Genomic DNA, 24,416 nt, shown 5'->3' on the forward strand with positions numbered 1-24,416 from the left:
CCCGCCGGACCTATGAACGGCATCGCGATCATGACAAAGCTCCAGAGCAGCAGGACCAACGCCACGTGAACGGCGGTCCTAGTAATCGTAGACATGCTCGATAGCCGCTCCGTGCGCTCGCGCGGCGGATACCATTGGCAGGAGCTCAGGCACCTTCACCGACACGCCATAGCGTGACCAGCCTGGCCGCTCCGCCAGCCTCATCGTCATGAGGGTGGTGCCCTGCCACCGCGCGCCATCCGGCGCCAGCAGGGTCACGAACACGTCGTCATTCCCTGCGATCTCGACCAGCTGCAGGTGCGCGGACGCCATCTTGGCGATGAGATCGGTGAACTGCGCGTAACGCGGAGTGTCGACCACGGTCAGTCCGTCCGAAGCGAAGCGCACGACGCGCAAACGCGGATCGATGGCGACGATCTCGTCCGGCGTCGAACGGGCCACGAAGCGCATGCGAACCTGGTCGGGCTGCATCGCCGCCGCGTCGGCAGCGCCGATCAGCTTCGCATAGATTGCCTTTACGCCATAATCGGCAGTCGTCGCGAAGCGGCGCTCGAGGTGACGGATGCCGCGATCCCTCGTTCGCCACTCACCACGTAACGCCTCGTTGAACGGGAAGCGGTACCAAGGGGTCTCATGCATGAAGGTGGCGTAGCGCTGCTGCACGGTGGCAGCGTAGCGGTCGTCGGCGCTTCGCCAACCACCTATCCACTCCGACAGCCGGCCCATCGTCCGCTCATAGGTCGCTTTGATCACCATCTCGGCGGTGAAGCTCACACCGATGGTGTAGATCATGACCTTCGCGTCCGATGCCCCGGGTCGGGCCCCGCTTACTCGGCTGATGGCGCAGAAGCTGCGCCAGAAGCCCGTGATGTCGTCACCGTACGGGTAAGCGCTCGGCGGTCGTCCGGCGGCAAGATGACGGCCGAGGCTCTCGGCGGAGTAGACGATGTGCCACTCGGGATAGGTCAACCAGGTCCTCGCCTCAGGCCGACCTTCACCGATCGGCAGTAGTCGACGGTAAGCCGCGTCCGGTGAATACCCGTCGACAGGCGCACGACAACCGAGCTCGATCCCGGCCACAGGAACGAGCACCGCGGCAGCGAGCAGCGCCCCAACCGCGATGAGGAGCCGCCAGCGCCGCTTCACGCCTCGTCGCCAGCCAGCCCAGGCGATCGCGCAAGCCGATAGCCCACCCAGATCGCGGCCCCGCCGATGAGGAGATGAGGCAGGTTGGCGAAGACATGCGCGTAGAGCGATTGGCGGATCGGTCCATAGAGGAAGATGCCACCGTCCAGATAGCCGCTCCCCAGGAACAATCCCATGACGCCATCGGCGAAGTAGAGCGGGCCGAACAGCCGGAAGTAGCTCCGTGCAGCGCCGTACGACCACCATGCGGCAACGCCGGCCCAAAGTCCGGAGAAAAAGTGCAGGCTGTCATCGTACAGGTCGAGCTTGAACAATCCAAACAGGTTGCCGTCAGCGTCATGGAAGCTCGGCACGTAGCCGATCGCGACGACGAGCATGAAGCCGACGCAGTAAGCGAACCCCCACCATCTGACCCGGTTCATAAACATCCCTCTTGCCTTCGCCCGCTTGTCACGGTTCCGGTTAGGAAAGGATGAGCATGCACGAACGCCGCCGGGTCAAGTGCCGCCTTCAAACGCCTTCGGTTACTCCCTTGTTGAGCGGGCGCGATGATGGGTGACCGCGCCACGATCGCGAAGGCGCCTCTGCTCACACGTGGCGAGGACCCAGAACCAGTCATCCAGATGTCCTTACCTGCTTCTCAACTCCGGCCGCTCGTTCATCTCGCCGCTCGAGCCTTCCCAGCGCTATGTAGCGGTCTCGCTGGCCGGATTTGGCAAAGAGGGACGTCAGCTCTCGGTGGTGCTTCGCTGAGGTATCTGTCAGTCTCGTCGTCAACGCCTATCGGAGACTCGACATGCGCCTCGTGCCTGCGTCCACCGTCGGCCTCGTCCTGGTACTGTCGTCACCGTCTCTCGCCCAAACTCAGCCCTTGAAGGGTGCGGAAGCTGCGCTGGCCGCTCTCGACATGCAGCAGAAGGAGATGGTTGCCCGCGCCGACGTCGGCGCGCTGGACGCCTTGTCCGCGCCTGGACTGACGATCAACGCTCCCACCGGTCGCGTCCTCACCCGCGCGCAGTTCCTTGCGATGATGCGCGACGGTCGCATCGGCGCAGAGGATTTCGACCGCACGATCGAGAGCGTGAGTGTCGACGGCGACGTCGGCGTTGTGATGGGACGGGAGGTCTTCACGCCCACGCCGAGAAGCGAGCTCGGCCGCACCTACGGCGCCGTCCCGCTCGATCGCCGCTACACCAACGTGTACCACCGGGAGGGCGGCAGATGGCGCTGGTTCGCGCGGCACGCGAACGTCGTGGCGAAGAGTGCAGCGGAAGCCCGCTAGTGGGCGTTGCGCCTCCTGCCCTCTCGCGCGGAGGACCCAATTGCGGTCATTCCCGGCTTGATTGGCTCGTTCCCAAACCGGACGTCCGTTCATCATCGAACTGGGGAGCTTCCGACCTAATCAGAGCTGCGCCCTAGTGGCCACCCTCGATCCGACCAAACGGCTCAGGTTCCGACGCCAAACTCTCGCACGCCGAGCTCCATGCGCGTCCGTCTCTAAGAAGTTCGCGGCGGAGATAGGCAAGCGTCGATCGTTGGATAACGAAGACCCGCTTCGGGTTCTCGTCCGTAGTCTCCGACACGTCATAGCCCGAGATGCCGCCGAGCATGTGCTCCGCGCCGAACAGTGTTAGCAGCGCCTTCCTCCCGGGGCTGAGTCGATATGGATCGGCGAACCAGTCCGGCCCGCGTGTGGTCAGCGGCGAGCGGTCCGCGTCGCCGGCTACCACCAGCGTCGGCGTCGTCATATGCTCAAAGCCGGAGTTGAGATAAGGCGTAATCTCACGGCCCACATCGCTCAGGTCGCAGCCACCGCGGCCGCCCGACGCGAGCAGTATCCCGGCGTGGACGCGTTCGTCGGACATGTCTTCGCCGTCGCCATCAGCCGCGAGCATCCGCGCGCCCAGCAGCATGCTTGTCGTCTGGCCGCCGAACGAGTGCCCGGCTGCAGCTATGAGAGCATGGTTCACGCGGCCTTCTACGCCCGGCAGCGACTGCGTGATCGTAGGCAGCTGGTCGAGGATACGCTTCATGTCCTCGACACGGGTGCGCCAGATCAGCGGGCGGCGCGGATCGTCCTGGGCGAGGCCGAGGCGCCTGGCGTCGAGATGCGTCGGCTGGATAACGACGAAGCCGTGCGCCGCCCAGTAATCTGCGAGCGGCGCATAGCCGTCCATGGACGAGCCATAACCGTGGGAAAACAGGAGGATTGGCAGGTTGTCGCCCGTCGCCGGGGCGGAGACCCGCATCCGCAGGTCCTCTCCGCGGCCGGGCACCGGCAGCACGATCCCGCGCACCGAGAGCACGGGCGTGGGTGGGTCCATGTTCGCATCGCGCCAGCTCGTGTGGTCCGTCACGCGGATCTTCCTTCTTCGCGCTCGCCGGCGACATCGATCACGATCTTACCGAACGGGCCGGCGTCGAGCCGCTCGAGTGCGGCCGGTAGATCGGCAAGTGCAAACCGGCTGTCGATTACCGGGGTTATGCCGGTGCGCGCGACGGCCCGGACCATGTCTTCCAGCGCGCGGCGGTGACCTGTACCGATCCCCTGGATCGTCACGCCCTTCATCATCAGCGGCATGGCGGGAGAGGAGTTCTCGAAGCCGTCGAGCGCTCCGATCTGAGAGATGCGTCCGCCCACCGCCGCAGCCAGGACCGACCGGGCGAGATAGGCGCCACCTACGGTCTCCAGGATCTGATCCGCACCACGGTCGCCGGTCAGCGCATAGAGCGCCTCGAGCTCGTCGGACCGGTGCCGGTCGATCGCATGGTCGGCCCCGAGCGCCAGGACACGCTCGATCTTCTCCGGGCTGCAGGTGATGAGCACGGTCGCGCCGTGCAGCTTCGCGAATTGAAGCCCAAACAGCGCCACGCCGCCGGTCCCCCGGATCAGCACCGTGTCACCTGCGCGTACCCCGCCGCGCTCGACCAGCGCGAACCAGGCGGTGAGCGCGGCGCAGGGAAGCGTGCTCGCCTGCGCGTCGCTCAACGTCACCGGTGCCGCCACGAGCCAATCCTCCGGCAGGACGACATACTCAGCCAGCACGCCCGCGAAGAAGCCGCCGAGGGTGCGATAAGCCGGCGTGCGGGCGTTACCGGGGCGCACGCCGTCGACCCACTCGGGAGTGAAGCAGGAGATCACACGATCGCCGACGAGGAAGCGCTTGGCGCCGCCGCCTCTTGCCACGACCTGTCCGGAAAGATCGGAGCCCGGCGTGAACGGGAAGTCGAGCGCTAGGCCGCGCCCAGTGTCGACGACCATCTTATCGCGGTGGTTGAGCGAAACGGCACCGACCTTGATCAGCACCTCGTGCTGCCCGGGCGTCAGGATTGACCGCTCGCGCAAGACAAGGTGATCGCGGCCGAGCCGGTCCATCTCCCATCGCCGCATCATGTCCGTCATCTTCAACCCTCGCCCTGTCCTGGGTTGATATCGGGCATCCTCACGTTGAGTGTAATGCACCGGTCTTGGTACAGGCTGTTGAACAGGGTTCACCAATATGCGTGGCGCAGAGTTCGCTGAGCTGATGGCCTTCATGGCGATCGCGGAGGAACGAAGCTTTCGTGGCGCCGCACGGCGCCTCGGTATGTCGCCCTCCGCTCTCAGCCACAGCATGCGGTCGCTTGAGCAGCGCCTCGGCGCCCGTCTCCTGCACCGTACGACCCGAAGCGTGGCGCCTACTGAGGCGGGGCAAGCCCTGCTGGAGCGGCTCGGACCACCGATCGCGGAGGTAGGCGACGCAGTACGCGACGTCGGCGCCTTCCAGCAGCAACCACGTGGGCTGCTGCGGATAAACATGCCGCGCACTGCCGCACAGCTGACCGTGATGCCGAGACTGACCGCGTTCCGCGCCGCCTATCCTGACATACGTCTTGACCTCGTGATCGATGACAGCATCACCGATGTGATCGCCAAGGGGTTCGATCTCGGGATCCGATCGGGCGCGATCGTTCAGCAGGACATGATCGCGGTGCCCCTCACCGCCGATCTACGCATGGCAGTGGTGGCGGCACCAAGCTACTTCGCGGAAAGGCAGCTGCCGCGGACGCCTGCCGATCTCAGCGGCCACGACTGCCTGACGTATCGCTGGTACGAGAGCGGCGCCCTGCATCCCTGGCGCTTCGATGGTCCTGACGGGCCGTTGGACGTGATCGTCGACAGCGTGATGACGGCCAATGACACCAACCTTTTGCTTGACGGCGCCTTGCAGGGCTGCGGCGTCGCGCTGCTGCTCGAAAGCCTCGTCCAGGAGCATATCGCCGCGGGGGCGCTCCAGCGTGTGCTGGCGGACTGGTGCAAGCCGATTTCGGGGTTTCATCTCTACTATCCGAGCAGGCGCCACATGCCTGCGGCGATGCGGGCCTTCATCGACTGGATGAGGTTCCCCAGCCAATTCATCGCTCATTCCTAACGCAGGGCCCTCACCCCTGCCTAAGGACGATCTCTGCCGCGACAAGGTCGGGAATTCAGCAGAGAAAGGAAATAGCGGGATAGGACGGCGATCGAGTTGGCGTGGTTTGGCATGAAAGCGAACGTTTGGACCCGCTGCGACAGCAGCGGGCTCGGTCACACGATGAACGGCCTGCTACGCCTCATTGCAGCCGCTGCTTAAGCCGCTATCCTCGCGCCGGAGGGTAGTCGTATGGCCATGTTCGGCATCGCACTTTTCTTTGGTCTGCTACTCTGCGGTTTAGCGTTCCGTGCGAATTCGCGCTTCCGCCGTGAGGATCGGCTCCCCATGCAATGGTGGCTAACTGGACACGTGACGTGGTCTGCTCCTCGGGTGCTGGCTCTCGCATTCATTCCGGCGTTGGCGATCGGCGTTCTGGCGATCGATGCTGCGCTGGCGATGAACCTGCAGCCCCGGCCGGGCCAGGAGGGTATGGTGCTGCCGGGGCTCATCGGCACCGGCCTTCTTTTCCTCTTGGTTCAGCGCCTTCACTTATGGCTCATCGAGAAGACGCTGCGTCGTGGTGACAGCTAACCCGTCTCGCGGCGGGTCGTCACCACTCCCGATCGGACCGACCTTGAGCGTCTGACATTAGGCGCTGCCGGCCACCCTTCCCTCCCGTGCCGAGGACCCAATAGCGATCATTCAGAGCACCCTGCCGCTCCCCAACTCTGGCGGCCCGTTCATCTCCCTGTCGATGCCTCGGGCGATCGGCGGAGGCTGTTCCAGAAGGCTTTGTCGGCGAAGCCAATCGACAAGCACGCCCTTCCGTCTCGGCAACTCGACCAGGCAAGGCGTGGCGGACCGCAATCTGACCTTGGACGCCGTTACCTGATGTAGTGGAATGGGCTGAATAGCTCGGTGAGCGAGGCACAGCCCCAATACACCAAGTACTTACAACAAGTTCAATAGCTAACATGCGAGGCGACGGAGCCACTCAGCAGACCAGCCTCTCATCCAGACGCACGAACGGCCGCTCCATCGCTGGAGCGGCCGTTCCATTGCCAGCCGCTGACGGTCGATAGGTTAGAAGCTTCGACCCGCTACGAGGCCGGTCGAGTTCTGACGATCCGCCTTCAGCGGCATGTGGCAATGAGACATTCGACCACCTCCTTTCCGTTGTTGAACAGGAGCCCGGATATGGGTGACGATCGGGAAACTTGAAGGATTGTAGGTGGTTAGAACGCAGATGCAGGTTCCTTTCGACAACAGCTACGCCCGCTTGCCCGAACGATTCTTCGCTCCCGTCCGCCCGCTACAAAGCCCTGCACCGACGCTGATCGAGGTGAACGACCATCTCGCGGCCGAGCTCGGAATCGATGCGTCGTGGCTGAAGAGCTCGGATGGCTTGCATATGCTCTCCGGCCGCGCGATCGCCGACGGGTCCGAGCCGCTCGCTCAAGCCTATGCCGGGCACCAGTTCGGCAACTTCGTGCCCCAACTCGGCGACGGCCGCGCCATCCTGCTGGGCGAGGTCGTGGATCGGCATGGGGGCCGGCGAGACATCCAGCTCAAGGGTGGAGGCCGCACCCCGTTCTCTCGTGGCGGGGACGGACGGGCGGCGCTTGGCCCTGTGCTCCGCGAATATCTCGTCAGCGAGGCCATGGCGGCATTGGGAATACCAACCACCCGTGCGCTTGCCGCGATCACCACAGGCGAGCCGGTCGTGCGCGACGAAGTCCTGCCCGGAGCCATTTTGACCCGTGTGGCGTCGAGCCATGTCCGCGTGGGCACCTTTCAGTATTTCGCGGCGCGAGGTGACGACGAAGCATTACGGCTGCTCGCGGACCATGTGATCAGCCGTCACTACCACGAAGCCGCCGGGGCGGAGCAGCCATACAGGGCGCTTCTTGACGCGATAATCGCTGCTCAATCGCAACTCGTCGCCCGCTGGCTGCTCGTCGGTTTCATTCACGGCGTGATGAACACGGACAACATGTCGATAGCCGGTGAGACGATCGATTACGGCCCCTGCGCTTTCATGGACGCCTATGATCCCGCGACGGTATTCAGCTCGATTGATCGGATGGGTCGCTACGCTTATGGCAACCAGCCGCGGATCGCGCATTGGAACCTCACCCGGCTGTCAGAAGCACTGCTTCCGCTCCTCGACGAGAACGAGGACGCGGCCGTCGAACAGGCGCAGGACGCGCTCGCCGCGTTTGGACCGTTGTTCGAGCAGGCCTATTTCGCCGAGCTGCGCCGCAAGGTCGGCTTGGCGTCGAACGAAGATGCGGACGTTGAACTCATCAACACTCTCCTGACCAGGATGACCGAAAACCAGGTGGACTTCGCTCTGTTCTTCCGCGCTCTTGGGCAAGCCGCGCTTGGTGAGGAGGAGCCGGCACGCGCGCTCTTCATCGATCCTACCGCCTTCGACGCCTGGGCGGCGGAATGGCGCCTGCGCTTGGCCCGTGAGCAACAGGATGCGGCGAGCCGCCGGTCAGCCATGGACCGGATGAATCCTGCCTTCATCCCGCGCAATCATCAGGTCGAGGCAATGATCGCCGCAGCGGTCAACCGGAAAGATTTTGGACCCTTCCGGCGTATGCTGGATGTGCTCTCCCGGCCCTACGAGGATCAGCCCGACGCGCGGGCGCTCGCCGCCCCGCCGCTACCGCACGAGCGGGTGGCAGCGACCTTCTGCGGCACCTAGCCGAGAGGAGTTGACAATGAACCACGTCGCACTGCTGGGCGACTCCATTTTCGACAACCGCGCCTATGTCGCCTCCGCACCCGACGTCAGTACGCAGTTGCGGGCGGAATTGGGGACAGCTTGGAAGGTAAGCCTCGTCGCGGTAGACGGCCGTGTGACGCAAGACGTGCGGGATCGTCAGCTCAACCGCCTGCCGGACGGGATCAGCCACATCGTCATCTCGGTCGGCGGCAATGACGCGCTCGGCCAGGCCTCGATACTGGGCGAGGGCGCCCGTTCAGTCGCGGAGGCGATCGACCGCCTTGCCGAAGCGCAGGCGCGGTTTGCACGATCCTACGAAAGCATGGCGAACGCCGTTGTGGCGCTTGGCCTTCCGGTCGCCGTCTGCACCATCTACGACGCGAATTATCCGGAACCGCAACGCCGCTTGGTCGTGTCGGCGCTGTCTTTTTTCAACGATGTCATCATGCGCACGGCCTTTTCGCGCAGGCTGCCCGTCGTCGACCTGCGCCTGATCTGCAGCGCGCCGGCGGACTACGCCAACCCGATCGAACCGTCTGCGCAAGGTGGTGAGAAGATCGCACGGGTAATTGCCGCACTCGTTCGCTCCGTTTCGGCGGAGCGCTCGTCCATCTGGACCTGACGCTTGGGGTTAGCGAAGATCCGCCCTCAACCGCGCCGTGCGAATGATCAGGCTGAAATGATCGAACGTAGCCGGTAAAGCGCTGGTATTGAGCGCCTCGCCCGCCGGCATGTCGAACCGGCTCTCTCGGAGCAGCGACTGCAACATCAGGCTGCCGAGCAGAAGGACCAAGTTGCGCGCCGGGCACTCGCCCGGTCCGCCACTGAAGGGGATCAAGCCCCAGCGCTCCCCCTCCCCCGTCAGCCACACCTTTGGCGCGAAACGATGCGCGAAGGGCAGGCGCTCGTCGTCGCGGTGAAGGAAGGGCAGATGGATCAGCACGCCCGTGCCCGCTGGCATGATCGCGTCGCCCCAGCGCGTGTCGCGGTCCGTCTGCCGGAGCACCGCCGGGGTCGTCGGCCACAGGCGCACGGTATCGAGCAGGCAAGCGCGCAGAAACGGCAATTCTGGTGCTGCATCATCACGCGCCTGGCTGGCCGACGCAGGGTCAGATGCGAGCACGGCCAAAGCGCGGAAGGTCGCGATGCCTGCCGCATCGAAGGCGAACAGCCATTGCGCGACTTGGTCCTCGGGGCGCGCGCGCCGGTCTCCGGTGGCTTTGGCAAGCGCGCCAAGGGTGTTAGGCTCGGCGGAATGAAGTGCCGCGGCGATGCTCGACAGCGTGCGGTCTCGCAGCACCCGGTCCTTGGGCGCTAGAAAGGCCCCATTAGCGCGGCTGCGCACGCGGATCAGCAAGGCTGTAAGCCGCGTATCGCCTCCGGCGTGATCGCCGAATGTGCAGCGCCGCACGATGCGAAACCAAGCATCCTTGAACGCACCCCAGCTCAGGCCCTCGCCCGCTTGAGCAAGCAGCATCGGAGCCTCCTCCTCTATCACCTGCCGGAACCGCGGGAGCAGGATGTGCAACGGGCAGCCGCTCTGCAGGACATCGTCGCTGAAGGCACGCCGTGCCGCTCGCTCCGGCCCGCGCGAGATCAACGAACCAGCCGGCTCGAAATGGCTCAGCGTCGCATGCTTTTCGCTCGTGTCGCTCTGGAAGGGTTCGGGCGTCTCCGCCAGCACGCGCCGCGCGTCGGCGGACGACAGCACCACCGCATGTTCTCGAAATGGGATTCGCAATAGCACCGGGCCGTCGCCATGCCGCCGCCTGAGACGCTGAAGCAGTTGCGCGCCCGCCCGCTCGGCTCCCGTGGCCTGAAGGAGCCAGACGACCAGCGGCCGCCTGACGATGATCCCCTTGGCAAAAAGGGGTCCGCCTGCCGCAAGCAGCAGCGCTACAGTTTCCCCCACCGACAGGCGTGGCAGGGTCGATCGATCTGGGCGCGAGCTTTTCGTCATTCCGCCTGAACTCGCGAACGATGACTTCGTTGTGTCGTGGTCGAATGTTGTTCGCGAACGGCTAATTAATGACACTGGTTAGGAACGCCCATGTTTCCAAAACCGAAGATCTTGACCGATCAGCTCATGGTAATCGTCGGCGTTATCGACAGCGTTTGCCGAGTCATAGCTCGCTTGTTTGCAGGGAGCCTTGGCGAACAGCGCCAAGCGAACATGGTTCACCCGAACATACGCCACCTCGAAACGGCAGGGCAGCCAATACCGCACTGCATAACTGCTGCGCGGGCGTAGCAGGGCATGCGCCTCCCCCTTGCTGCTGGACTCCTGGCAACCGCGACGCTCGCTGGGTGCGCGACCTCGACCCATCTCAGCCGGAGCGAACTGTCGCGCGTTGCTGGGCGCACCTATGTGATCGTCGGCGCGTCGAGCGGTTTTGGACGCGGAGCGGCGCTCCGGCTCGGCGAGCTGCGGGCCAACGTGGTGCTCGCAGCGCGGCGTACGGACGCGCTCGAGGAGGTTGCGGTCAAGATCCGCGCGACTGGGGGACAGGCGCTGGTTATGACAACCGACATCGCCGAGCCGGACCAGGTTAAGGCGCTCGCAGACGCCGCAACACGCCAGTTCGGCCGCATTGATGTTTGGATGAACATCGCTGGGGTGGGTGCTGCCGGCAAGTTCTGGGACGTGCCCGTCGCCGATTATTCGCGCATCGTCGACGTTAACTTGAAGGGGGTGATCTACGGCAGCCATGTGGCGCTGCGCCGCTTCCTAGCGCAGGGCAGCGGCACGCTGGTCAATATGGGCTCGGTGGAAAGCGAAATTCCGCTCGCCTATCATGCAACCTATGCGGCGACGAAAGCGGGCGTGCTGAGCCTCGGACGCGCTCTAAACGAAGAGATACGCCATGCCGGTCAGGCGCGGACGATCAAGGTGGCGACGGTAATGCCGTGGGCGGTCGACACGCCCTTCTTTACGCACACTGCCAATTATAGCGGCCATGCCGACCGGATGGTGATGATGGACGGGCCGGAAAAGGTTGTGCAGGCGCTGGTGTGGGTGTCGCTCCATCCGCGCGAGGAGTTGCCCGTCGGGTGGAAGGCGCAAATGGCTTCCACCGGCCACCACCTCTTCCCCGATCTGACCGAGCGCATCTCAGCCAACATTCACCGGGCCGAGCTGGCCAAGGGCTCAGCCGTCGCTCCGACGGCGGGCTCGGTGCACCAGCCGATGGCGGAGGGCCGCGACGTCGAGGGCGGTGTCCGTGCGCGGATGAAGGCGGAGGACGCGCGGTTAAGGGACAAGCCGAAGCCATGATCCAGCCTCTGGAGGCGAGTGCCTGACGGACGCAGCTTGCCTTCGACGTGAGAGCGATACGTGCTGAGGAGAAGGTGGCGCCCCGCCGCTTGAGGGGGTTGAGGGCAAGCGGGGCGCCGAGGAGCCTGATGTGCTTGGGACACGTCAGTGCCTGTCAGAACTTCACCAGACCGCCCGCGTTCCGTCTCTCGATCTAGGTGAGAAAAGTTGTTCGTCTTCGTTCGACGCGGCCAAAACCAAGCGAAAAATTGCTTCTTGGGCCTGTGAGGGATCAACGGTTCGGGCTTGGCAACTAGATGTCGCGCAGCAGCCTGTGACCAGCCGCTACGGCCGCTCTCTATGTCGTCGGGCCCGTATCATGGATACCACGAAGCCGGCCAGCGCGCCGCCCATCACGAAGACCAGCACGTTCTCCGGTGCCGCCGCGGGCGCCACGCCTAGCTTCAAGATATAGAGCAGTAATCCAACGATGGCACCAGCCACCGCGCTGACCAGCGGGGCGGACCTGTCGCGGGGACCGGGGCGGGAGGGTTCGCTTGTCGGTTGAGCCATGATCTAATCTCCATATCTGCACCGCTTCTCGCCGGCGTCGTCGCTGCCACTCGCGTCACCGATGCTCGCGCGTGTCTCCCCGCAGTTCGTCCGCGGTGAGTTCATCCTGCGCCTTGCCGCAGATGTCACGGTCGGCGTCATCTTCGCCCGGGTCATCTGCGCCGGCGCGCTGGGGATCGTTCTCCACCTCGAGCGCACGTTCGAAATCTCCGGCGGGCTCGTCGTCGTCATCGAACATTGAATATCTCCATTCGTGCGCTCCGTTCGGAAAAGGAGCGATGGCGCCGTCGGTCAGGCGTGGATTGCCGCAGGCGCCTGTGTTGTCGCCGCCGGGGTGAGTTGTGCCATGTCGCCCGCCTCGGGAGGCGGCACGTCGGGCGCGCTGGCGTCGCGACGGTGCCACCAGCGCCAAGCCAGCACACCGCTGCCGACAAGCGCCGCGGCCGTCAGCGCCGGGCGCTTGGTCGCCTTCACGTAGAGGCTCGATCCACGGAGCAGGTGCGGCTCGTGTGTGCCACGCTCGTGGCCACCATAGCCGGGGCTGAACAAGGCGCGGCGATGATCGTCGTCGGATACGCGAGTTCGCGATTGTTGCGACGTGAACATCAGCGTCTCCATCACCTTGTCCGTGAGACGCGGGGCGATGGCGCCGACCATGGCGGCGAGCTTCGCCTGGCTGCCGACGAACATGTCGCGCTTGCGATGCGCAGCGCACCACAGGATCGCCTCGGCGACCGCTTCGGGCGAATAGATCATCCCGCGATGCACCGGTTGCATCGGCATGAAATTCCCCGCGTGCTCGTTGTACGGCGTGTCGATCCGGCCGGGGTGGATCAGTGACACCGAGATCGGCCAGCCCTCGTGCTCAATCTCCTGCCGCAGCGCCCCGGTAAGCCCGTGGACGGCAAATTTCGCGGAAGCATAGCTGCTCTGTACCGCCGGCGCCTTGTCGCCGAACAAGCTGCCGATGTTGACGATCGCGCCGGGCTTGTTGGCGGCACGATAATAGCGCAGCGCGGCGAGCGAGCCGTGGACGGTGCCCCAATAGACCGTGTCGAACATGCGGTGCCACTCGGCCAGCGGCACGTCCCAGAGCCGGCCGAAGATCGAGATGCCGGCATTGTTGACCCAGGTGTCGAAGCCGCCGAAGACGCGTTCGGCGGCCGCACCGACGCGCGCCACGTCCCCTTCCTGCCCTACGTCGCAGACCACGTAAGCGGCACGACCACCGGCGGCCTCGATCTCCTCGACCAGGCCGCGCAGCGCCTCCTCGTTCCGGGCCACCGCGACCACCGCTGCGCCGGCCTTGGCGGCCATGCGAGCGGTCGTCAGCCCGATCCCACTACTCGCTCCGGTGATGACGATGACCTGCTCGGCCAAGGCTTTGAGAGCCGCCACATCAATCTCCTGATGTCGTTTAACATCATGTATTTGGATGATTATCTATTGCTCATGCGCCAACGAGGGGAGCGGCGCAGGAGTTCAGAACGACATGAAAATACTCTCGGACCGTGCTGCCGCTGGCCCGAACCCCTCTCCCGCACGACATGATGTCACATCGCAGCCCTGGTTTTTTCGCTCGTGACGCAGAGGTGGCTGCCCGCGCTGCCACTGCTCACCCACTTCGGTTGGTAAGGCACATGAAAGTCTCAGTTTCCCGCGCCGGCTAAGGAGGGCCCGCACCGCCGGGAGACGATCGTGAGCAGCACCGATAACGCCTTTACGCCGAGTGAGCGCCGGACCGAGCGGTCGATCGACGCCGCCGACATGCGCGCGCGCTCCGACGAGGCAATGCGGACAGTCGATCCGGCGCTGGAAGGTGTCGGCGAGCAGGATGTCAACATCCGCAACTACACGATCAACTTCGGCCCGCAGCATCCCGCGGCGCACGGCGTGCTGCGGCTCGTGCTCGAGCTCGACGGCGAGATGGTCGAGCGCGTCGACCCGCATGTCGGGCTGCTCCACCGCGGCACCGAGAAGTTCATCGAGACCAAGCCCTACCTCCAGACGATCCCCTATTTCGACCGGCTCGATTACTGCTCGCCGATGTGCATGGAGCATACGTACGTGCTCGCGATCGAGAAGCTGATGGATCTCGAGGTGCCGCGTCGCGGCCAATACCTCCGCGTACTGTTCGCCGAGCTGACGCGGATTATGAACCACCTGCTCAACCTCGGCAGCCACATCATGGACGTCGGCGCGATGACGCCGAACCTGTGGCTGTTCGAGCTGCGCGAGGACACGATGAACTTCTACGAGCGCGCCAGCGGCGCTCGCATGCACGCCAATTATTTTCGCCCCGGCGGAGTGCGCCAGGACGTGCCGCTCAAGCTGCTCACCGACATGGCCGACTGGCTCGACACGCGGCTGCCGCGACTGTTCGAGGATTCGATCAGTCTCGTCGTAGACAACCGCATCTTCAAGCAGCGCAACGTCGACATCGGCGTCGTCTCGCGCGACGACGCGATCGCCTGGGGCTTCTCCGGCCCATGCATCCGCGCCTCCGGCATCCCCTGGAACCTGCGCAAGGCGCAACCCTATGACGTCTACGCCGAGATGGACTTCGAGGTGCCGGTCGGCACGCGCGGCGACTGCTACGACCGCTTCATGGTGCGGGTAGAGGAGGTCCGACAGTCGGCGCGGATCATGCGCCAGTGCTTGCGCGACCTGCCTGACGGTCCGGTGGCGAGTCATGATCGCAAGGTGAAGCCGCCCGCCCGCGCCGAGATGAAGCGCTCGATGGAGGCTCTGATCCACCACTTCAAGCTCTACACCGAAGGCTTCCACGTGCCCGCCGGCGCGGTTTATGTCGCCACCGAGAGCTCCAAGGGCGAGTTCGGCGTCTATCTGGTCAGCGACGGCAGCAACAAGGCCTATCGCTGCAAGATCCGCCCGACCGGCTTCAGCCACCTTCAGGCGATGGACTTCATGTCGCGTGGCCACATGCTGCCCGACATCACCTCGATCTTAGGCTCGATCGACATCGTGTTCGGTGAGGTGGATTCGCTGAAAGATGACTGCGGCAGCATCGGGTGAGCCGGCCCAAGGACGCTTGTGGCGGTGCGCGCAATCCGGCGCCGAGGTTGTCCTGATCGACACTTCAAGACGTGGCGCACCTTCTCACGGCGGAGTAGAACATGAGTGATTGGAAAGTGCCGAGCCGACGAGCGATTCGCGTGATCGAGATCTTCGCCGCCTTCGTGGCGGCGATCTGGATCATTGTGTTCGTGGGTGAGAATAACAGCCATTCGAGGATCAAGGCGGGGCAGGATCGCAACGGAGGCGGCGTTCCGCGCCAGCCGTGATCGGTCACTCAGAGCCACCTGCTCGCCTTTCAGATCCGGGCATTAGTTCATCCTGGTATTCGGCCATCAATACGCAAACTTCAGATCGAGCGTAAGGAAAGTTGTATCGGAAAGAAGCACTATCGCAAACGATGGCGCAAACGGAACGAGAGCTTCTCGCCCTGGTATTGGCTGAGACTTTTGAAAGTAAGCCGTCATTGCGCTGCGCGATGTGACCAGCTTCTTCAGCCATAGTCAGAAAGGTTTACTTTCCTGTTCTTCGAAAAGGTCCACGGGCGAGGCTCATCGTCAAAAGGAGCGGACGTAGTGCCCGAGTGCAAAGCCCAGACTCTACCTTGTAGACGAGATCTACTGCATCGTAGGCGAGATCGGTAGACGTGCCCTGACCTCCTCAGGGGAGGCGGGCTGCTGCTCGCGACCTCCGTAAGCGCGATCAAGGTAGTGCCCCGCTAAAGTGTAGTGGGCGAGCACCGCTGCAGGGTTCTGTGACGCCTGCGCCATCTTAAGCTCAGTTTCGGCGCGCCTGTAGAAATACTCATTGTCATCCAACGGCATAGCGCCCCTCCTCTGGCGCGCTCCGTAGCCATTGGGTACGCCGTCGATCTCTTACCTGTGTTGAAATAGCTACCAAATTCGTCCAATCTATATTCATGCTTTATTATGCCAACCTGAGTGCTGAGGGGTGACGTTGATGTGCCGGCGCAGTCTCAACCCGAAGGGCGGCAAGCCTTGTGGCGGCGGGGCTCTCGGCCAGCGCTTCTCGCGAACGGCATGGATGGGATCTCATTTTTCGGAGTGGATCCATCAAGTACCGGTCAGAAGCGGTCGAAGACGCAAGGAGGCTTGATCCAAGAGCCGTAAAGCGGAGGTCAGCGCTGAAGCGACGGCTGCTTCTACAAAAGTCAACTTCAGCTAAACACCTGTTTTAGCGTGATTCATCGTCCGAAAGCGGGACAGCTGATCGACGAGGATCGTTTATGCCGGACCTAGCGAGAGGAACGATCATGCGTTGGACAACGATAGTAGCCGCCGCTGCGGCGGCAGGCCTGGCAATGAGCGCGTCAGCGCAGACAAGCGGGGGATCGAGCACCTCCGGCGGCTCCACGGGATCGACCACAGGCGGCAGTGCCGGCAGTTCGAGCACGGGTCAGAACGGCGCCGGCACCTCAGCCGGATCTTCGACGGGCAGTCAAGGTGGAACGGCGGCCTCGTCGGGCTCACGCCAATCCGGCCACAGCTCTGCTAGCTCGCGTGGCAAGCATCGCTCCGGTCATTCGAGGGCCGGCGGTCAGCAGGGTTCCTCGACCAGCTCGCCACAACCGCGCTGACCGGAGTTTGAGCGAGCACCGGAGCGCCCGCTGGGCGCTCCGGGGTTCGCCTCCCCGCACAAACGTGTTCTGCTACCCGGAATCGTCTAAGTATGAACACGGAGCCGGCGGCTTTCGACCTGGCGAACTGCGCCACTCACGCATCCCTCCCTTCACGCGCTCATCCGCGGAGTGAAACAGTGGCTCATGTCCGCATCTACCGTCACCAGGGACTTGGCAGTCCGGTGCTCCAGAAGGAGCGCTTCGGGTGGACGCTCGAATTTCTGTCAGATTCGCCGCAGCGGGCTGACGCCTTGACAGGCTGGGCCGGTGGTGCCGACACGCAGGCACAAGTCCGGCTCATCTTTCCTACCTCGGCCGAAGCGGTCGCTTATTGTTCGCGCGAGGGGCTCAGCTACACGCTGCAGGATGCGCCGCGACGTAGGTTGCTGCTGCAGAGCTATGCCGACAATTTCCGCTGACCACGCTCATCAGCGAAGCGTGTCGCATGATGCGCAGGACCACGCCATCGTTGTAGTTGGCCTGAATAGGAGATCCAGCATGACCGATCACAAGAAGAAGGGCGACTTCGCGAAGAACGGCAAGGACGACGAGGGCGGCAATAAGAAACAGGATAACAGCCGCAATGCGAAGGACCACAGCCGCACGGGTGGGCAGAACGCCGGTCACGGCGGTCACTCGTAGGGCGTCGCGCAGGTCGGCGCCGGTACGTCCGTCAGACGCTATCCAAGCGACCGCAGCGCGGCCGCGACATCTAGTCGTCCACGACCGACGACCGGATCAGACCGAGTAGGCCGACGCGCATCGGCATGGGACAGCAGCGCTCCCGCAGCGGTCGCGCCGTCGGGCGCGGGTGTACGACTGAGCAGTAGCGCGACCGCACCAGCGACATAAGCGACCGAGTAGGAGGTGCCGGAGGTCAGGTCGCAGGTACGCCGACCGCATCCGACGATCACGTGCTGGCCGGGTGCCATGACGTAGCGATCCGCGGTCGTTCCGGCGCGGTTTGACCAGGGCGCGAGCGTACCGCGGGGCGAACTCGCGCCCGCTACCAGCATCAGCGGGGCGAAGCGCGGTTCGGCGGCATAGCGCGCTGGCCAGACCGGTTCGTCAGCGCCGTTATTGCCCGCCGCGGCGACCACCACGATCCCGCGCGCTACGGCCCGTGCCAACGCTGCCTCCAGCGCGGGGATCGCTCGGCCTGAGGCGAGCGGGAGACCGACCACCTGGGCGTTCTGAGCGACCGCATAGTCAATCGCCCGGGCCAACACATCGGCATCGAAGGCGCAAGTCCGCAGGCAAGAACCGTCCCGGTCGGCGCGGATCGACAGCAGTGTCGCGCCATAGGCGATGCCGAACGTCCCGGCGCCATCCACCCGCGCCGCGAGCAGGGTCGCAACCTGCGCGCCGTGACGGCGATCGCCGGTGTCGTGGCGGCGGTTTGGCACGAGGTCGATCGACTGAGGGGAGAGATGACCGAACAGCGCCGTGGCCGCTGGATCGATGCCGGTGTCGATCATCGCGACAATGACGCCGCGTCCGGTCGCCCCTTTTCGATAGGCACTGCCGATGCCGGACGCTTGCACGCCCCAGCTAAGGCGTGACTCAGGGCTGCCCGGTCGCGGTCTCGGCTCGTGAGCCACCGAGGCGAGCGCGGGAGCGAGGCAAGGGGACAGCAATGCGGCAATCGACAGCAAGGCGCTTAGCACGCCCCGACGAAACGGACGAAACACAATTTAAATTCCTGGAAAGCCTTAGCGGCGCCACCCAGATTGGAGTTAGACCGCTGTTTGTAAAGCCTTTTACCGACTTTCCGCCACACCTACGCTCCGACCGAACCTTTCTCGCTCAGCCATCGTTGGAAGCGTTAATGTATGGGATCCGCCAAGCTCAGGGCGGCGTTGCGAGAGGACGATCCACATGGCCGAGAAGCAGCCGATGCAGGCGGACGGGAGCGGTACCGAGCCGCACCTGCCGGACGAGAACGGCGAAGTGGCGAGCCGTCGTCACAGCGCGGGTGAGAGCCAGGGCGGCGCCTACCCAAATCCGCATAGCGGTAAAGACGGAGGCCACTTCCACGGAGGCCAGACTGAGCGCGCCTACCACGGCACTGGTCGGCTTGGCGAGCAGAAGACGGGCGAGCAACCGAATGCCGGATCGTCCGAATAGCGGACCGGAGGAGCCGCTCCAATACATGGGTGCCGCGACTACCACATGCGCTATCGCGCAGCGAGCCGATAGCTGTCCGGCGCGGCTCGCCGCCTAGGTCGTACGCGGACCGGCTTCATCCGAGTTGGTGCTGAAAGGGCGTGAAGTCCCGCCCTGCCGTTTGCTTAGCGGCCGGCTTCTACAACGGCCTGCGGAACCGCCTCATCATCGCTCACCTCTGCGTGGAAAACGGGAAGAGGTAACCAGGATCGAACCCGCACAAACTTCTCAAGCGTGGTACGTCTAACAGGCGGCAATCGGTCCCGGAACGAGCGATAAGCGAGTTTTCTTTTAGAACCTTGAAGGTTCGGTTGACGTGCACCGAGGTTAGGCCCGTGGCATCACCAATCTCCTCTTGGGTGAGCGGCAGGCTAAACGTGTCATCCCGCACCATGCCTAGTTCTGACATGCGGACGTGCAGCTCGCACAGTAGGTGCGCGATCATCTCAAAGGCAGTTCTGCGCCCCGCGCTAGCCAGCCATTGCCGCATGATCGCATTATGCGCCATTGCTGACCGCCACAGCGCTTCCATTAAGCTTAGCGAGGTGGCTACGTTTTCCTCGAACTCCCTCGCGGTCGGCGTAGCCACTTCACAGTCTGACACTGCCATGATGTTGTGGTCGAGCACTACTTGACGCCCACCGATCTCGTTCACCGTATCGCCTGGTAGCAAGATTGCCGTGATGCGGCGTGATCCGGTCGGCAATATGATGTAGCGGGCTGCCATTCCACCCATGAGAATATAGACGTGGTCGCTCGAGCCAGATTGACGGGCGATGTCACGACGACGGGTGACCGTTTCACGTGCCCGACAAAGTCGCTCAAGCGCAGGAAGTTTGGCAATATGGAGCCGTTCGGCCGCTTCGATCCTGCGACACGTTGCATCGTCGATGCTACGCGGAACACCCACGCCTTTGTACACGTCCGAAGACGATATGGATCGGTTCGTAACCGACTCTGCTGCAGCATCACGCCTCATTCGCAGAGACTCCCGATTGAAATAGCGAACTACTCCCTATTCAGCCTACGCCTGATGCGCACTGCTATGGCTCAAGCTGCTAGGGTAATTTGCGGACCATATGTTCGTACTTGCGAGCCGGACCACTTATCGCAGCAAAGAAGGTTAGTCCGCTGCAGGTTGCCATCGGGCATGCCGTCCCCTGCCCCGTCATCATCGAGCGCCATCAGTTCGAGCGGGTCGCCGCGCTTCGGGCGACACGCAATCCGAGGCAAACGCCGCCGCATATAGCCGCCGGCACGACATTGCTGCGCGGTGTGGCGAAATGTGGTGAGCCCGGGTGCGGAAGCGGCATGACCGTGCGCTCGGGCAAGGGTGGGCGGTATCATTACTACGTCTGCAACGAGCGCGTAAACAATGGCCGCACCTGCCAGGGGCCCAGCATACCACGCGACCTGCTCGACAAGGCGGTGCTCGACGCCGTCGCTCGGCAGCTCCTCGCGCCCATGCGGCTTCAGGCGCTGCTGGCAGACGTCGTGAACCTGTCCGACCAGCAGCGCACACGGCGCGAGGAGGAGCTCGTGCACGCTCGTGCCGAGCAGTCAAGGCTTCGCACCGCCATTCAGCGGCTGCTGATTCTCGTCGAGGAAGGCGCGATCGGACCGCGCGACCCGGCCTTTGCCGAGCGGATGGCAACGAACCGAGCTGCGCTCACTGCGGCATCCGCTCGAATCGACACGCTCGAGGCGCAACTCGCCCGTGGTTCACGCCGCATCACGGAGGAGACCGTCGCTAAATTTGGAGAGCTGCTGCTGGCGAAGCTGCGCGACGACGATCCGGCCTTGCGCACCGCTTACCTGCGGATGCTGGTATCCGACGTGCGCGTCTCGCGCGAGATAATCGTCATCTCAGGACGGCGGGCCGCCCTGGAGAAAGGTGTTTCCAGCGGCATCCCGCGCCTAGAAGGGACAGTGCCCATCTTTGACCGGGAGTGGTGCCGCTTACAGGACTCGAACCTGTGACCCCATCATTACGAACGATCCCCCTAGCCCGGACTTCTGCGGGTTTCAGGGAAGATGGGCACTCGTGACACCCCGTGAAATACCGCGGATTTCCGTGATCAACTTCGGCTGACACCGGAGTCACACCGGACCTCCACGGGAGCGGCGAAAACCAGCGACGACGGCGCCTCAGGGCGCCTTTCACAGCACGACATGCGCACGGCGATCGAATGCGATTCAGCCGGCGCTTTCGTGCGTCCGTCGACTGCCCGCCCGGGACGCCTTCCATGTCGCACTCCAGCTCGATCGAGCCCGCCACCATCTCGGCGCGGCAGACCTACCAGATCACAAAAGGATTTACTGCCCGCCTGAGCGGTCGAAGCAAGCGCGGCCCGGATCACGGTGAAGGACGCCGGATCCCGCACAAGCACAGCTACGACGTCGCAGACTCTCGTGCTCGACCATGGACGAGGATCGGCGACGGGTCTGTCGGGCAAGGCTTAGCCCACCGAGAGGCGTTGCTGCAGGCCGCGGAGGAATGGTACCATCAGGGTTGGAAGGAGACGCCGGCGTCGGACGTGCGCGCCGCTCGCGCGAAGCATGATGAATTGCAGGCGGAGCATGCCGCTCTTGCCGCGGCGTCACCAGCCGAGATCCCACCAGGGCGACCAGCTGCCATCCGGATGGAGCTATCGCGGCTGCGGCAGGTGATCGAAGGTGCCGACCGCCGCCTTCGTCGTATCGACGTATCTGTCCTCAAGGCGCTCTTGCGGCACCTCGACTTCGCGACAGGCCGACTTTTTCCCGAGCACAAGACGATAGCCGAGGCCGCGGGATGCCACCCGAACAGCGTGAAGGGCGCGCTGAATCGCCTCAAGGCGCAAGGCTTCGTGTCCTGGGTGCGGCGCACGATCCGTACGGGGAACGAAGGCGAACGCGGACCCCAGCGCGAGCAGACCAGCAACGCCTACCATTTCGAGCATCGCGAGAAGATGCCGACCCGTCTCTGGCAGCGTTACGCGCTGATCCTGGCGGCGAAGCTGCGCCGCCTCGGCCGCGTACCCGCTGCGCTCACGAACGCGCCTATCGCCCTCCTGAGCGCAGCTGGACCGGTGATGGCGGGGGCTTCTGACCTGAGAAGCGCGATCCACAGCCTGGGTGCTTCGATCCGTAACGCAAGGACATAGAATGTCCTCTATCCACCTCAAGGGGTTGAAGGGATAAGGAATGGGACCGCCTAAGGGCGGTCCCATGCGCAGATTGAGCATCCCCCCACGCCGCAACGGCACGACTCACCCACTCGATCGCCAAGACCCGGCTGTCGAGCGTGGCGGCTTGCGCCGCCCCGATGCTGCCTGGGGGGGATGGAGCACGAACGGTGCCAACCGCCCCGACCGCGGAGCTCGAGGCGCGGTCAGCCCGTCAGGATCTCGGCCCAGGTCTCGAACAGTCGCCGGCGTGGCGCGAGCTGCTGGGCGCGGTTGTACGCGCTCTCGACCTTCGCCACGGATCCGTCCTCTCGCTTGAGGACGTGGCCTAGCGCGCGATCGATCACGCCCCGCTGGTCCGGCGCCTGCTCGTTCATGATCGTCGAGAAGGTAGCGCGCCAGCCGTGCGGGACATGGCGCCGCGCGAAGCCCGCGCGATCATAGAGCGCGCCGATCGCGCCCTCGCCGATCGGCGCCGCGCCGCCTCGGCCCGGGAAGATCAGCTCGCCGGAGTCGCGATCCGCATCCGCAGCATGCATATTTGCATCGCCAGGATGCATATTGGCAACGCGCAGCGCGCGTGCGGCGCGCAAGACGTCGACCGCGGCCGGCGCCAGCGGCACCAAATGATCGTTCGCCGCGTCGCGCTTCTTCGCCGCCGCGAGCTTCATCCGCGCGGCAGGCACGCGCCAGAGCGGCTCGGCGCCGTCCAGGTCCTCGATCTCCGGCCAGCGCGCGCCGCGCACCACCGCGAGGCGCACCGCGGTGAGCGCGAGGAAGCGCGAGGCGAGCTTCACCGCCGCGCCGGCGTCGACGAGCTCGGCCGCGGCGAGCAGCTCGCGCGCGTCGGCGATCGTCGTCACCGCCGGCTGGTGCCGCGGCGCCGGCGCCGGCGCCAGCGCGCGGCCGACAACGGCCGCCGGGTCGATCGAGCACCAGCCCTCGCTGATCGCGAGCGCGAACACGTCCGAGATCCGCTGCCGCACGCGCGAGGCGGTGACGATCGCGCCGCGCCGCTCGATCGCGCGGACGATGCGCAGCACCGCCGGCGAGTCGATCGCGTCCAGCTCGAGCGGGCCCAGCTCGGGGAACACGTCGGCCTCAAGGCTGGCGAGCACGTCGCGGGCGTGGACCGGCGTCCAGCCGGCGAGCTGCTGCGCGTGCCAGGCGCGCCCGGCACGTTCGAAGGTCATCGCCGTGGCGATCGTCCGCGGATCCAGGCCGCGGCCGAGCTGCTCGCGCGCGGCCTCGGCCCGGGCCCGTGCGGCGTCGAGCGACACCTCCGGCCACTGGCCAATCGTCAGGAGCTGCTCGTGGCCGGCGAAGCGGAAGCGCCAGCGAAACGACTTGCGGCCGGTCGGTGCCACGAACAGGTGCAGGCCCCGCTCGTCAGCGATCTTGTAGGCGGCCGCGCGCGGCCGCGCGGCTTTCACCGCGGCGTTCGTGAGCATATCAATTTCCGCTTGTTGGAGCTTCGAGCGCCGCGATTCGCGCACGCCCGTGTTCCACGTTCGAGGAACGCGGATGATCTACGTTGACGCCTTCAAATTAGTTGACGCGATCACCGACCGCGCGAAACGAAAAGCTATCAAAGGTCGGCTGGACTACTACTCAAAAGCGCACTGGGCTGGGAGTGATCTTCACCTAGCGCGTGAGACGATTAAACTGATCGTTAGGAGGGAGGAAGCACAAGGATACGGCCCCCTCTCTCCCGACGATGTTCTTATCGACGCTGGTCTTGGCGCTCGTGCCTTCCTTTTATACGCCGAAGCGACCAGCAAATTTGATCCGTCGAAAGCGCTTAATGACGAGCAGAAAAGACGGCACGAAGACTTGAGAAACATTCGAAGAAAGGCTGTCGCTCACCGTGAGCATTTCGAGCACCCGAGTGGATCGTGGCTCGAATCGCACACCGTCTTTGAGCTTGAGGGCTTCGAAGCAAACCTTCGCTGGTATTCTGACCGAGCAAATTATTTGGGAAGCGCGTTGTTGGACATGGTGACGCTTATCGACGTCATCGAACCATGGATCATGGCGAAGGCCTCGGAGAAGGAGGACGAAATCTATGCTGAGTTGGAGGACGCTTGGCAGCGCGGTCTTCTCGAGCGCGGCCCGGGCTTAATCGCTCGTGTCCAGCGCGAGGCCCCGCCGATGTCGAGCGAAAGGACTGCTCGGGAGCACCTCGTCATCGATGGTCTGGTCGACCGTTCAAGCTGATCGCGGTGGAGGTTGCCTCCGCCTCGGTGTGCGAGCCGATGGCGGATTTCTGCGGGTGTGCGGGGTATCCGCTGGGGCTCGATACCCCGAC

General features: G+C 64.4%; 24 protein-coding genes. 14 read left to right on the top strand and 10 right to left on the bottom strand.

All coding sequences use genetic code 11. From position 1 onward, the window contains the following. Positions 1-78: 78 nt before the first annotated feature. Both FHY05_RS00090 and FHY05_RS00095 read right to left on the bottom strand, forming a co-directional pair. On the bottom strand, positions 79-1,146 hold the full coding sequence (locus FHY05_RS00090) for a hypothetical protein (protein WP_183942401.1): 1,068 nt from the start codon (positions 1,144-1,146) through the stop codon (positions 79-81). After that, complete coding sequence (locus FHY05_RS00095) at positions 1,143-1,568, bottom strand: DUF4383 domain-containing protein (protein ID WP_183942402.1); 426 nt, start codon at positions 1,566-1,568, stop codon at positions 1,143-1,145. Before FHY05_RS00095 ends, FHY05_RS00090 begins: the two co-directional genes overlap by 4 nt. 374 nt (positions 1,569-1,942) lie before the next feature. Here FHY05_RS00095 and FHY05_RS00100 point away from each other — a divergent pair, with 374 nt between their 5' ends. Then, entirely contained in the window at positions 1,943-2,428 is a 486-nt protein-coding gene (locus tag FHY05_RS00100; protein WP_183942403.1) for a nuclear transport factor 2 family protein, read from the top strand. 133 nt (positions 2,429-2,561) lie between these two features. Here the strand turns inward: FHY05_RS00100 and FHY05_RS00105 are convergent, their stop codons facing one another. Further along, entirely contained in the window at positions 2,562-3,503 is a 942-nt protein-coding gene (locus FHY05_RS00105) for a chlorophyllase/cutinase-like alpha/beta fold protein (RefSeq protein ID WP_221190926.1), read from the bottom strand. After that, positions 3,500-4,549: an NAD(P)-dependent alcohol dehydrogenase gene (locus tag FHY05_RS00110; protein ID WP_183942404.1), complete on the bottom strand. Its 1,050-nt coding sequence runs from the start codon at positions 4,547-4,549 to the stop codon at positions 3,500-3,502. The genes FHY05_RS00105 and FHY05_RS00110 overlap by 4 nt, the downstream gene beginning before the upstream one ends. A gap of 124 nt (positions 4,550-4,673) precedes the next feature. Between FHY05_RS00110 and FHY05_RS00115 the strand changes: the two genes are divergently transcribed. The 4 genes from FHY05_RS00115 (at position 4,674) to FHY05_RS00130 (ending at position 8,896) form a co-directional block, all read left to right on the top strand. Then, positions 4,674-5,558, top strand: a complete 885-nt coding sequence (locus FHY05_RS00115) for a LysR family transcriptional regulator (protein ID WP_260181064.1) — start codon at positions 4,674-4,676, stop codon at positions 5,556-5,558. Positions 5,559-5,789: 231 nt separating this feature from the next. Beyond that, a complete protein-coding gene (locus FHY05_RS00120) occupies positions 5,790-6,131 on the top strand; it encodes a hypothetical protein (protein ID WP_183942406.1) in 342 nt (113 codons plus the stop codon). A gap of 655 nt (positions 6,132-6,786) precedes the next feature. Next, positions 6,787-8,253 (top strand): YdiU family protein, encoded by a 1,467-nt coding sequence (locus tag FHY05_RS00125; RefSeq protein WP_183942407.1) that lies wholly within the window; start codon positions 6,787-6,789, stop codon positions 8,251-8,253. Positions 8,254-8,269: 16 nt separating this feature from the next. Beyond that, on the top strand, positions 8,270-8,896 hold the full coding sequence (locus FHY05_RS00130; protein ID WP_183942408.1) for an SGNH/GDSL hydrolase family protein: 627 nt from the start codon (positions 8,270-8,272) through the stop codon (positions 8,894-8,896). A 9-nt stretch (positions 8,897-8,905) separates the two neighbouring features. On the opposite strand, the gene FHY05_RS00135 is transcribed toward FHY05_RS00130, so the two are convergent. Beyond that, entirely contained in the window at positions 8,906-10,234 is a 1,329-nt protein-coding gene (locus FHY05_RS00135; RefSeq protein WP_183942409.1) for a cytochrome P450, read from the bottom strand. 297 nt (positions 10,235-10,531) lie between these two features. Here FHY05_RS00135 and FHY05_RS00140 point away from each other — a divergent pair, with 297 nt between their 5' ends. Next, positions 10,532-11,548: an SDR family oxidoreductase gene (locus FHY05_RS00140; RefSeq protein ID WP_183942410.1), complete on the top strand. Its 1,017-nt coding sequence runs from the start codon at positions 10,532-10,534 to the stop codon at positions 11,546-11,548. Between the two features lie 607 nt (positions 11,549-12,155). On the opposite strand, the gene FHY05_RS00145 is transcribed toward FHY05_RS00140, so the two are convergent. Further along, entirely contained in the window at positions 12,156-12,338 is a 183-nt protein-coding gene (locus tag FHY05_RS00145) for a hypothetical protein (RefSeq protein ID WP_183942411.1), read from the bottom strand. Positions 12,339-12,391: 53 nt separating this feature from the next. Continuing rightward, the gene (locus tag FHY05_RS00150; protein ID WP_183942412.1) at positions 12,392-13,498 is read right to left on the bottom strand and encodes an SDR family oxidoreductase; all 1,107 of its coding nucleotides are present in this window, start codon (positions 13,496-13,498) and stop codon (positions 12,392-12,394) included. A gap of 393 nt (positions 13,499-13,891) precedes the next feature. Here FHY05_RS00150 and FHY05_RS00155 point away from each other — a divergent pair, with 393 nt between their 5' ends. From FHY05_RS00155 to FHY05_RS00165, 4 genes are all read left to right on the top strand, one after another. Further along, the gene (locus FHY05_RS00155) at positions 13,892-15,136 is read left to right on the top strand and encodes an NADH-quinone oxidoreductase subunit D (RefSeq protein ID WP_183942928.1); all 1,245 of its coding nucleotides are present in this window, start codon (positions 13,892-13,894) and stop codon (positions 15,134-15,136) included. A gap of 140 nt (positions 15,137-15,276) precedes the next feature. Next, a complete protein-coding gene (locus FHY05_RS22330) occupies positions 15,277-15,405 on the top strand; it encodes a hypothetical protein (protein WP_260181065.1) in 129 nt (42 codons plus the stop codon). Positions 15,406-16,912: 1,507 nt separating this feature from the next. Further along, positions 16,913-17,194, top strand: a complete 282-nt coding sequence (locus tag FHY05_RS00160; RefSeq protein ID WP_311732327.1) for an NADH dehydrogenase ubiquinone Fe-S protein 4 — start codon at positions 16,913-16,915, stop codon at positions 17,192-17,194. Between the two features lie 79 nt (positions 17,195-17,273). Then, complete coding sequence (locus FHY05_RS00165; RefSeq protein ID WP_183942414.1) at positions 17,274-17,417, top strand: hypothetical protein; 144 nt, start codon at positions 17,274-17,276, stop codon at positions 17,415-17,417. Positions 17,418-17,455: 38 nt separating this feature from the next. Here the strand turns inward: FHY05_RS00165 and FHY05_RS00170 are convergent, their stop codons facing one another. Beyond that, entirely contained in the window at positions 17,456-18,466 is a 1,011-nt protein-coding gene (locus FHY05_RS00170; RefSeq protein ID WP_311732328.1) for a S8 family peptidase, read from the bottom strand. Between the two features lie 187 nt (positions 18,467-18,653). Between FHY05_RS00170 and FHY05_RS00175 the strand changes: the two genes are divergently transcribed. After that, complete coding sequence (locus FHY05_RS00175) at positions 18,654-18,902, top strand: hypothetical protein (RefSeq protein ID WP_183942416.1); 249 nt, start codon at positions 18,654-18,656, stop codon at positions 18,900-18,902. A 211-nt stretch (positions 18,903-19,113) separates the two neighbouring features. On the opposite strand, the gene FHY05_RS22750 is transcribed toward FHY05_RS00175, so the two are convergent. Then, the gene (locus FHY05_RS22750) at positions 19,114-19,863 is read right to left on the bottom strand and encodes a Crp/Fnr family transcriptional regulator (protein WP_183942417.1); all 750 of its coding nucleotides are present in this window, start codon (positions 19,861-19,863) and stop codon (positions 19,114-19,116) included. Positions 19,864-20,216: 353 nt separating this feature from the next. Here FHY05_RS22750 and FHY05_RS00185 point away from each other — a divergent pair, with 353 nt between their 5' ends. Continuing rightward, positions 20,217-20,921 carry a recombinase zinc beta ribbon domain-containing protein gene (locus FHY05_RS00185; protein ID WP_311732357.1) on the top strand — a complete coding sequence of 235 codons (705 nt, stop codon included), beginning with the start codon at positions 20,217-20,219 and terminating at the stop codon, positions 20,919-20,921. 266 nt (positions 20,922-21,187) lie between these two features. Further along, on the top strand, positions 21,188-22,087 hold the full coding sequence (locus tag FHY05_RS00190; protein ID WP_183942419.1) for a helix-turn-helix domain-containing protein: 900 nt from the start codon (positions 21,188-21,190) through the stop codon (positions 22,085-22,087). A gap of 227 nt (positions 22,088-22,314) precedes the next feature. Here FHY05_RS00190 and FHY05_RS00195 read toward each other — a convergent pair whose 3' ends face one another. After that, positions 22,315-23,559: a phage integrase central domain-containing protein gene (locus FHY05_RS00195; RefSeq protein ID WP_183942420.1), complete on the bottom strand. Its 1,245-nt coding sequence runs from the start codon at positions 23,557-23,559 to the stop codon at positions 22,315-22,317. 73 nt (positions 23,560-23,632) lie between these two features. Between FHY05_RS00195 and FHY05_RS00200 the strand changes: the two genes are divergently transcribed. Further along, the gene (locus FHY05_RS00200; RefSeq protein WP_183942421.1) at positions 23,633-24,325 is read left to right on the top strand and encodes a hypothetical protein; all 693 of its coding nucleotides are present in this window, start codon (positions 23,633-23,635) and stop codon (positions 24,323-24,325) included. The last annotated feature ends 91 nt before the right edge of the window (positions 24,326-24,416 follow it).

The organism is Sphingomonas sp. BK580 (genome assembly GCF_014194975.1).
Taxonomy (GTDB): Bacteria; Pseudomonadota; Alphaproteobacteria; order Sphingomonadales; family Sphingomonadaceae; genus Sphingomonas.